Annotated in this window: 8 protein-coding genes; 5 read left to right on the top strand and 3 right to left on the bottom strand. The window is 39.4% G+C overall.

What is annotated here, in order from left to right:
- Window positions 1-285 precede the first annotated feature (285 nt).
- Window positions 286-801 carry a short-chain dehydrogenase gene (locus tag ACFIM8_RS02785; protein WP_375614465.1) on the bottom strand — a complete coding sequence of 172 codons (516 nt, stop codon included), beginning with the start codon at window positions 799-801 and terminating at the stop codon, window positions 286-288.
- An 18-nt stretch (window positions 802-819) separates the two neighbouring features.
- The gene (locus ACFIM8_RS02780) at window positions 820-1,383 is read right to left on the bottom strand and encodes an NADPH-dependent FMN reductase (RefSeq protein ID WP_375607079.1); all 564 of its coding nucleotides are present in this window, start codon (window positions 1,381-1,383) and stop codon (window positions 820-822) included.
- A 601-nt stretch (window positions 1,384-1,984) separates the two neighbouring features.
- On the opposite strand from ACFIM8_RS02780, the gene ACFIM8_RS02775 reads away from it, so the two are divergent.
- The 5 genes from ACFIM8_RS02775 to ACFIM8_RS02755 all read left to right on the top strand — a co-directional run bounded on the left by ACFIM8_RS02775 (window position 1,985) and on the right by ACFIM8_RS02755 (window position 6,438).
- A complete protein-coding gene (locus tag ACFIM8_RS02775; protein ID WP_375614464.1) occupies window positions 1,985-2,158 on the top strand; it encodes a hypothetical protein in 174 nt (57 codons plus the stop codon).
- Between the two features lie 350 nt (window positions 2,159-2,508).
- Entirely contained in the window at window positions 2,509-2,640 is a 132-nt protein-coding gene (locus tag ACFIM8_RS02770; protein WP_375614463.1) for a hypothetical protein, read from the top strand.
- A 123-nt stretch (window positions 2,641-2,763) separates the two neighbouring features.
- Window positions 2,764-3,321 carry a hypothetical protein gene (locus ACFIM8_RS02765; protein WP_375614462.1) on the top strand — a complete coding sequence of 186 codons (558 nt, stop codon included), beginning with the start codon at window positions 2,764-2,766 and terminating at the stop codon, window positions 3,319-3,321.
- 1,559 nt (window positions 3,322-4,880) lie between these two features.
- The gene (locus ACFIM8_RS02760) at window positions 4,881-5,255 is read left to right on the top strand and encodes a hypothetical protein (protein WP_375607075.1); all 375 of its coding nucleotides are present in this window, start codon (window positions 4,881-4,883) and stop codon (window positions 5,253-5,255) included.
- Window positions 5,256-5,268: 13 nt separating this feature from the next.
- On the top strand, window positions 5,269-6,438 hold the full coding sequence (locus ACFIM8_RS02755; protein WP_375614461.1) for a DUF6990 domain-containing protein: 1,170 nt from the start codon (window positions 5,269-5,271) through the stop codon (window positions 6,436-6,438).
- A 1,330-nt stretch (window positions 6,439-7,768) separates the two neighbouring features.
- Here the strand turns inward: ACFIM8_RS02755 and ACFIM8_RS02750 are convergent.
- Window positions 7,769-8,092: a hypothetical protein gene (locus tag ACFIM8_RS02750; protein ID WP_375607073.1), complete on the bottom strand. Its 324-nt coding sequence runs from the start codon at window positions 8,090-8,092 to the stop codon at window positions 7,769-7,771.
- Between the last annotated feature and the right edge of the window lie 473 nt (window positions 8,093-8,565).

The following is an 8,565-nucleotide window of genomic DNA, read 5'->3' as shown; positions in this document are numbered from 1 at the left end:
TGTTTTCTGTGAATTTGTAAAATCGTAAAAACGTGGAACTGTAATAGCGTGTGTGTGGTTGATCAAGGGCTGTGAGGGTTGTGAGAGGGGGATAAGCCCGTGTGAGGAGGAAAAAAATGTTTGGTTTTGGAGCTGTTGATATAAGGACGCTGTTTAGAGGCGTAAAGGAGAGGGATTGTTCGTTCTAAAAGCCTATGATGTAGAGAGTATGAGTTATTCAAGAGGGTGTTTGGGTATGGATAGAGTTTGAAGGGGCACTGCTTCTTTGCAAAGCAGAGGTATTGATCATAAGTTTTGTTTATTCATATGGTTTTTTATGGCATCCAGTACCTGTTGGCTTATCTCCTGATGGGGCAGCCGTCGTAAACCTTTTGGGGTTGTTTTTTGTCCTAATTGAATGGGGATAAAATCAACCTTGTTTTTGCGTGCGCACTCGAGGATTATTTGATCATGCGTGTTGGAACCAAAAATATGAAGAATACATGGTGGTTTAGGCAAAAGAGCTAACTGCTCAATTAATGCGCAAGAAAATGCATGGGCAGGCGAATGAATCCATAATATGCAATATTTTAGATCATGCCATTGCTTCACAGTTTCTAAAAATTGCGCCTTTGATGCCGCACAATCATAATCCAACGACACGCACAACTGTTTGTTGTGCAATGCCTCAAGCTGGACTTTATGGGAAAGAAAGCGTGCAGCAATAATCACTTCTTGCGGCTCTAGTGATTGATACAAAGGAGCAAGCATCCCTGTGCCCCCTACCACTAAATAACGATAGCGCGCCTCTTTTTTTTTCATGCCCCCTCCCTTATTGCTTTAAATCCCACCTCTTTGCTTTAAAAATGTGTACATTTCATCAGCAAGTCTTTCACAACGTGTTTGTACCTCTTCACTTATAACTTTCCAAGTACGACCTTCATCATCTGAGGAAAAATCTTCGTTGGAAGAGGCAATTTGACATTGGAGTGTGTAACCATAAAGCGTGTGCACCACCGGCACTAAATGTTCACAAGGTTGTGCGCATTTTTTGGCCGTACTCCCATGAGAGATAAGTCCAACAGGTTTATTTAAAAAGGCATTATAGGCTAAATTATCAAGAGCATTTTTTAAAACACCCGAATAAGACCCTTGATAAACGGGGCTTGCTAGAATAACACCATCAGCCGCTGCAATGGTTTTTACAAACTCACGGACTGCTGCACTTGGATTAGCCTCAACCTGCTGATGATAATCTGGATCTGTCATTGGCAAGGGATGTTCACGCAAATCAACCCAATGAAGTGATGCACCCCGCTTCATGAGGCAATCCGCTAAATAACTGGCTAAAGTTCTTGTTAAGGAAGGTTGACGCACAGACCCCAAAATAATTGCTATATTCAACAGGATTCTCCTTTATTTTTTTCCCAACAAGCCTATAACGCAAGGCTTATAAAGAATTATGAGTAAAATGATGCGTATCATTATGCTGTCCATAAAGAGCAATTGTGATGATATCGCATCATCATAGAATCAGTCCATGCTAACAAGATTGTTGACAAAACAACACCTCAAACTTGTAAGGGAATGTTAGTGCTTTCATTAATATTAAAACGCGTGATCTCAAAAATAGCGGCTGTCTCGTGTCTTAGAAGCGTTTTTATGAATATGTTCTGAGCTATTGCCTTGCAAGAACTCTAATGAAATATGGAAGATATCATCGTATTTTGAATGATCATTGAGCTTTTTTAATTGGAATAAGAAAGTTGTTAGATTTTCTCATTTCAAATGCTCTTATTGCGCGATCATTTGCAAATCAATGGAAGTTCCTTTTTTTATGTCTTAAGTGGGGGGCCGAAAACAATGAGAAAAGAATAAAAATGCTTCTGTTTTTTCAAGGGATAAAGGCTATCGTAAAGGCGGGATATGGCTGTTGTTGGGGCAGGGGTGGGGTTGTTGTAGGAGCCTTAGGGTAATGGGGGTGTCTGTGTTGAGGAATGGAGTTATGGCGTGCTTGTTGCAAGGGGAGGGTAAGGCTATTGTAGAGGCCGCAGGGGGCGTATATGAATGGTGCCGGATTACATTTTTTATTGAAACAATAGGGGTGATAGAGTTTATAGTAAGGGGGGTATATTCATGGGGGCGCTATTGTTATCCCTTTCATGGGGGCTGTTCATGAAATGGGGGTGATGCGTGTTGGTTTGCAAGTGTTGAGAGATGTTTCTTTTTTTATGTCTTAGTGGGGGGCCGAAAACAATGAGAAAAGAATAAAAATGCTTCTGTTTTTTCAAGGGATAAAGGCTATCGTAAAGGCGGGATATGGCTGTTGTTGGGGCAGGGGTGGGGTTGTTGTAGGAGCCTTAGGGTAATGGGGGTGTCTGTGTTGAGGAATGGAGTTATGGCGTGCTTGTTGCAAGGGGAGGGTAAGGCTATTGTAGAGGCCGCAGGGGGCGTATATGAATGGTGCCGGATTACATTTTTTATTGAAACAATAGGGGTGATAGATTTTATAGTAAGGGGGGTATATTCATGGGGGCGCTATTGTTATCCCATTTCATGGGGGCTGTTCATGAAATGGGGGTGATGCGTGTTGGTTTGCAAGTGTTGAGAGATGTTTCTTTAAAACAAGCACGTGAATTGGCAAAAGTATTGGCAACATAAATATGCAATACGAGTGTTCTCTGAGGTATTCTGTTTGACGACAATGGATGTAATTGTGCTTGAGAGGTTATTCGTGTCCTTATAAAAGTTAGGGACAAACAGTTGCATAAAAGGGAAGAGCAAATGAAGGGGGGAAATTACACATTTTATAACAAACGGTGCTCTCTTTTTTTGGGAAAATCATTTCGTTCTTATAAAGATCATATTATTATTTGTCTTATGTCTATCCTTATTGCGATAGGTTATAAAGCTCTTTTGATCCCATTAGAATCCAAGTGGCCGTTGAGTGTATCGCAGGATAGCACTCTTTTGTCGCTCTTTGTGATGCGTGAAGTCATCATGGTTGTTGTTGTTGCCTTGATGCCTGTTTTATTGGTGCTTTATCTCATCTTAACGTATTTGTTAAAAAAAATGATTCAGCAGTTAGAAGAGGCTATCCAGCAACGGGGTCACACAACCGATCAACAAAATAATCCGGTAAAAAACAATAGAGAAAGAATAAGCAGTTTTTTTATCGTATATTTTTGGTTGATATTTCTGCTAGACGTCTTTTTTCCTGCAGGTGTTGTCATGCTCATTTTAGAATTTTATTATTTTGTTTTCAAGCGCGTGAGAACGTATTGTAGAGTGAAACGGGAATTAAAACGCATAGGAAAAGAGAGTGACAAGGCGCTTGCGTAGCTATTGTGAGGGGGGAGAGGCACTGTTTGGAAGCTTGTGACACAAGAAAGAGGGGATGGTTGGAAAATCATCAGGTAAAGAGGATAAAGAAGCCTATCAGGTTTGTAATGAGGAAGATGCTCTTAATCATTTGGAAGAGCAACCGCGCTTTTAGAAAGTTGGGGGTTTTTATTGAAAATAAGGGAAGCACCATGCATTGTACTTTTCGTGGTTCTTAAAAGAGCGGGCATGAGATAAAGAAATGCGTTTTTCATAAAAAGGAAGAGCAATGAAGGGGAAAAATTCAGCATTTTATAATGGACTGCGCCATTTTTTCGAAAAAAGTGTTTTTTCTGTACAAGAGCATGTTGTCATTTGTTTTCTCTCACTCATTATTGAGCTATGGAATAGGATTTTCTTTCTCTCATCTTTGGGTAGCCAAGAGAACTTGACAGGGTGGTGGGATACACCTCTTTTTCTCTCTCTGTGTACGTTTTGGCAAATTATTACAATGTGTGTTTGGGTCTTGTTTCCAGTTTTGTACATACTCTTCATAACATTGTGGCTTTTGTTGGTAAAAAATATTCGGAAATTGAAAGAAATAGATTAGCAACGGGGTAAAATAACCGATCAAAAGGATCGGTATAAAAAAGGCGATAGAGAAAAAAGGAGTGATATTTTTATCAGGATATTTGTTCTCGTGCTTATGTTCGTGACATTGGGGGTTGCTTTTATTCCCATGATGATTTTGGAACTTTATTATGGTGTCTTTAAGCAGGCGAAAATGTATCGCCGTTTAAGAAAAGAACTGAAAAACGTCTTGAAAGAACAGGATACAGCGTTTGAGAAGTCGTGAGAGGGGGAAAAATAATGAAGAAATTATGAGAAATTCAATATTTACAGGGATTGCTCTCTATACCATTATTTACAGGGATTGCTCTCTATACCATTTTGCCTCTGAGATGTTTTGGTGCTCTTTATGGGTTGTCCATAAACATTGCTCTAAGGGGCAGTGTTGAGGATGGCATTGAGTGGAAGAAAAGCCGATTATGGATCAGTGTTGATTAAAGGGAATAAGAGCCCGTGGGGTTTAGAGCCTAGAGTGAGCGCTTGAGACTTACTTTATCGTTTGAGTCCTGAGGAAGGAACGGTTTTGCTCGTAGGCGCCGCGCGGTATATGGGTTGTTTTCGTATTTTTAGGAGCCTTGTTCATTCAAGCTTTGAAATGAATCCTATTGAAGTGGGGATGCAGGGTCATTTTCTTGAAAATAGGAGAATTTTTAGGAAGAAAAAGCTGAATTGTGACTATTGTTTATAGATTGGTACGGTTTGAAAATCTTCACTGTTTGAGATGTGAGGAAGGCAAGAGGGGCCAAGGCAGCAGGAATATTATAATTTTTATTATGACGTAAGCCATAACGGCCTGTGTACTTTTCTTTATTCCGGTGGTATTTGGGTTTTGCATCATCAAAATGCGTAAATTGGAAAAAAAGATCCAGAAACGAGAAGAGGCAATCTCTGTGTGAGACAAAATAAGCTCTCTGTCACACGGGGCTTTTCAAAGAGTGAGAGGGGAATACATGAAGGAGCAAAATTGGACATCAGAGCAAGAAAAGCATAAAGGAGTGCATTCTTTTTCGCTTCAGCAAGTGTTGCTCTCAGCAAAGGATTATAAAGTTATTTTTGCTATTGCTGTTGTCTTTGTCATCTGGAGAATGGTTCTAGGAATACCAGGTGTATTAAATTGGCAGCTGACAGGGTGGCAATATGTTGTGCATGCCGTTCTCCTTAAAACAACGGACATTATAATGGTCTGTGTCATTATTTTTATTCCGGTTATGTTACGGCTTCGCACCAAAGTGACGGGTGAGTTGTACAAAAATATTCAGAAACTAGACGAAGCGCTCTCTGAGCGAGAGCAAATAAGCTCTCTGTCGCACGGGTTGTGTAAATAGTGAGGGGGGAAAAATGAACAGTGATCCTATAGCTGTACTTCTATTAGATCCCGAGTTCTGGGTATTTATTGTTATTTGCATGATCATTATCATGCTTGTTTTAGCTCTTTATACCTCTGTCTTTAAACGGATGAAAATGAATTTCCAAGTGAAAGGCGCGTTGGAACGCGTGCTTAAAGAAAATGATCTTGCAATGCAGCAGTTTTGGAAAGATGAAGCCGTGCTGCAGAAGAGGCGTTTGCAACTAAAGGAAAAGGAAAAAGAACCCTTTGTCGGTTATGATGATGATGAAATTCTCACGATAGAAAGTGCAACAGCGCTTTTAAAAAGCTTGGGGTGGTCTGTGGACATCGAGGGAAAAGGAGATTATTTGGCAACCCTCTTTTTACCAGATCGCGAAGTGCAGTTTCTTTATAACGAAAAACACGTGGAAGAATTTTCCCCGTTTGATCGCGGGCTTTTAATTATGAGCGGTGTTTTTGCGGCTGCTTGTCAGACGATTAATCCTCATAATTCTGGGGTTTTGCCAACGGTATTTATGAATTTTGTGCCCAATGGATTGGAAATTTTTGAAGAAAAAGTGAGTGCCGCGTGTTTAAAAAAAGCGCTTGAAAAAACTTTAAAATGGACAATGGAAGATGATTCTTTGCATGAAACTTTTCGCTCTCAATATCGTCTTCCTCCTTGGGAAAAAGACTCTTTATCTTGGACACCGGATGATGACATAGAGCTCGCACCTTATGCTTTGCTGCATCTTGCTGCTCTTGCTTTGCTGGGCGATGTGGAGACTTTAGCTTCTTATGACGAAAGTTTTACGGCAGGGAACCAGCTTGGCTTTGATGAAACCATTGAAAAAGTTCATTTGGAACGCGCGATGGTGATCGCTCAAGAAGTGGAAAGGGAAGGAAAGTTCAGTTACGATCTGCTGGAACGGGTTGCTGAGAAGTTGTCCATAGCCATGGACTATCAGCTTTTTAGAGATAGAAACCTTAATTTGTGTAATCAAAAACGAGATTTTCATAAAAAATTAGTTGAGGAGAAAAAACAAGAATTAAGAGAACAAGGATTTGAAGGGGTGAGTGATGAACAGTTCGTGTTTGAAGCAGAGGGGGTAAAACATGCTCCTGATATTACTTATATTAAAGATGGTAAAATCGCATTTATGGATATAAAAATTGATTAGTGTTGTACTCTCCTGTTGAAGAAAAGCACTCTTATTTAAAAGATGTGAAAGCGCTATGATTGAGACGCTTTCACACCTTTCTTACCAGAGCAAAATAAAGTGTTCGAAAAATCGAGAATAATAGCCAAGATTTTAAAAAATAGACTGAAAATGGCTTGATCCTCAAGAATAGGGGAGAAAAATCAATTATAAATTCGCTCTCTTCTTTAAGACGGTTCTGTTGTTTTGTTAGAAAATGCTCATAAATTAGCGCTTGAATAAGCGCTATGAGGGAAAGCTCCATTGACTCAAGGGGCGCTACGGGGGAGCTATAAAAGGGGGTAGAGTCTAAAAGGGGGTAGAGCCTAAAAGAGGGTAGAGCCTAAAAGAGGGTAGAGCCTAAAAGAGGGTAGAGCCTAAAAGGGGGTAGAGCCTAAAAGGGGGTAGAGCCTAAAAGAGGGTAGAGCCTAAAAGAGGGTAGAGCCTAAAAGGGGGTAGAGCCTTTGTCATTTGAGATGAGAGGAAGGCAAAAATGCCATTTTTGAGCAGTGTTAAGCTCTTTTGCCTTTGAGGTGTTTTTTGTCTTTTTAAGAAGTCCTTGCCAATGAAGCAGCGCTTGTTAAGCTTCAACAGTGTTTCAGTATGGTGATATTGATGTAAAAATTTATGGTATTTTTGTGTTTTTAAGTCTGTTTCATGGAGATCTGGAAGCCAATTCGATGACGTAGGGGATGCATGGTCATTTTCTTGAAAACAGAAGAATTTTTGGGAAAAACAAGAAGATTGCGGACCCTTATTAACTAAAGCGCTATGGGAGGGAAGCTAGGGGGTAGAGCCTAAAAGAGGGTAGAGCCTAAAAGAGGGTAGAGCCTAAAAGAGGGTAGAGCCTAAAAGGGGGTAGAGCCTAAAAGAGGGTAGAGTCTAAAAGAGGGTAGAGCCTAAAAGAGGGTAGAGTCTAAAAGAGGGTAGAGCCTAAAAGAGGGTAGAGCCTAAAAGAGGGTAGAGTCTAAAAGAGGGTAGAGCCTAAAAGAGGGTAGAGCCTAAAAGAGGGTAGAGCCTAAAAGAGGGTAGAGCCTAAAAGGGGGTAGAGCCTAAAAGAGGGTAGAGTCTAAAAGGGGGTAGAGTCTAAAAGGGGGTAGAGCCTTTGTCATTTGAGATGTGAGACAAGTAAAAATGGCATTTTTGAAGGCGATGATATTTGGCCAATAAAAATAAAAACACAATAAAAATTAAACTAAAACAAAGGAAAAATTAAACTAAAAAAGGCCCCATTTTATAAAGGGCCTTTTTATTTAAATTTTTACAATATACACAAAATGTATATAACCTTACTTTAAGAACTTTTTGTATCTTATATTTTATTAGCAACAAGTTGTAAGAAATATATAATAAGTGATCCTAAAAAACCAGCTAGTGCATTCAATAAATTTTCTGCTTTATCGTATATATCGTTGATGGATGCTTGTTCTGATGCGCTTCTATTACTGACTCTCAGTATATTCAATGTATCCGATGTGTCCCTTACTTGTTTAACAAACTGTAAAGTTGTTTTCTCAATAGTATAAGGAGCAACAATAGGAGAGGGTTGTTTATTGACTATACGATCAGATTTTTGAATCGCGAGAGCTAAACCACTTGTAATAGCCCCAGCTATGAAAAAATATCTGATATTCATAGTTTTTCTCCTATATTTATTTCTATAAATAAATATCGATACGTATCATATATAAATTCGATTTAAATAACTATAGTAAAAATACAACAATCACAAAAAAGAATAAACTTTGTCTAGAAATTGACAAAATTTACCCTTAATTGCCTTAATGAATTCTTTCAGATTCGACTTTATGAAGGCGTAAAAAAGTTTGAAAGCTCTGTAGAGAAGTGGAATCCCATAAGGTGGGTGATACAATAGTTGCTAGCAAACTTCTTTTTGTATCTTTGATCAAGGATTCATAAAAATGAGGGTTCATAAAAATGATATGCGATGAAAGTTGAGTAAACCCCTTGAGGGGAAGGATGCACTCTTTTTGAGGGCTAGAGTGCATCCTCATAGATTGGATACTGCCTTTGAGGGTTTGGCGGTATCCCTTGAGGGGAAGGATGCACTCTTTTTGAGGGCTAGAGTGCATCCTCATAGATTGGATA

It is taken from the genome of Bartonella sp. AC535YNZD (genome assembly GCF_042196625.1).
GTDB lineage: Bacteria > Pseudomonadota > Alphaproteobacteria > Rhizobiales > Rhizobiaceae > Bartonella.
Note: the sequence above shows the minus strand (reverse complement) of the source record. Positions and strands in the feature narration are given on the sequence as shown.

Bases quoted from the DNA above. Each gene is read 5' to 3' on its own strand.
- ACFIM8_RS02760 (WP_375607075.1), top strand. From the start codon at position 4,881: ATGAAGGAGCAAAATTGGACATCAGAGCAAGAAAAGCATAAAGGAGTG.
- ACFIM8_RS02755 (WP_375614461.1), top strand. From the start codon at position 5,269: ATGAACAGTGATCCTATAGCTGTACTTCTATTAGATCCCGAGTTCTGG.
- ACFIM8_RS02765 (WP_375614462.1), top strand. From the start codon at position 2,764: ATGAAGGGGGGAAATTACACATTTTATAACAAACGGTGCTCTCTTTTT.
- ACFIM8_RS02785 (WP_375614465.1), bottom strand. From the start codon at position 801: ATGAAAAAAAAAGAGGCGCGCTATCGTTATTTAGTGGTAGGGGGCACA.
- ACFIM8_RS02770 (WP_375614463.1), top strand. From the start codon at position 2,509: ATGGGGGCGCTATTGTTATCCCATTTCATGGGGGCTGTTCATGAAATG.
- ACFIM8_RS02775 (WP_375614464.1), top strand. From the start codon at position 1,985: ATGGCGTGCTTGTTGCAAGGGGAGGGTAAGGCTATTGTAGAGGCCGCA.
- ACFIM8_RS02750 (WP_375607073.1), bottom strand. From the start codon at position 8,092: ATGAATATCAGATATTTTTTCATAGCTGGGGCTATTACAAGTGGTTTA.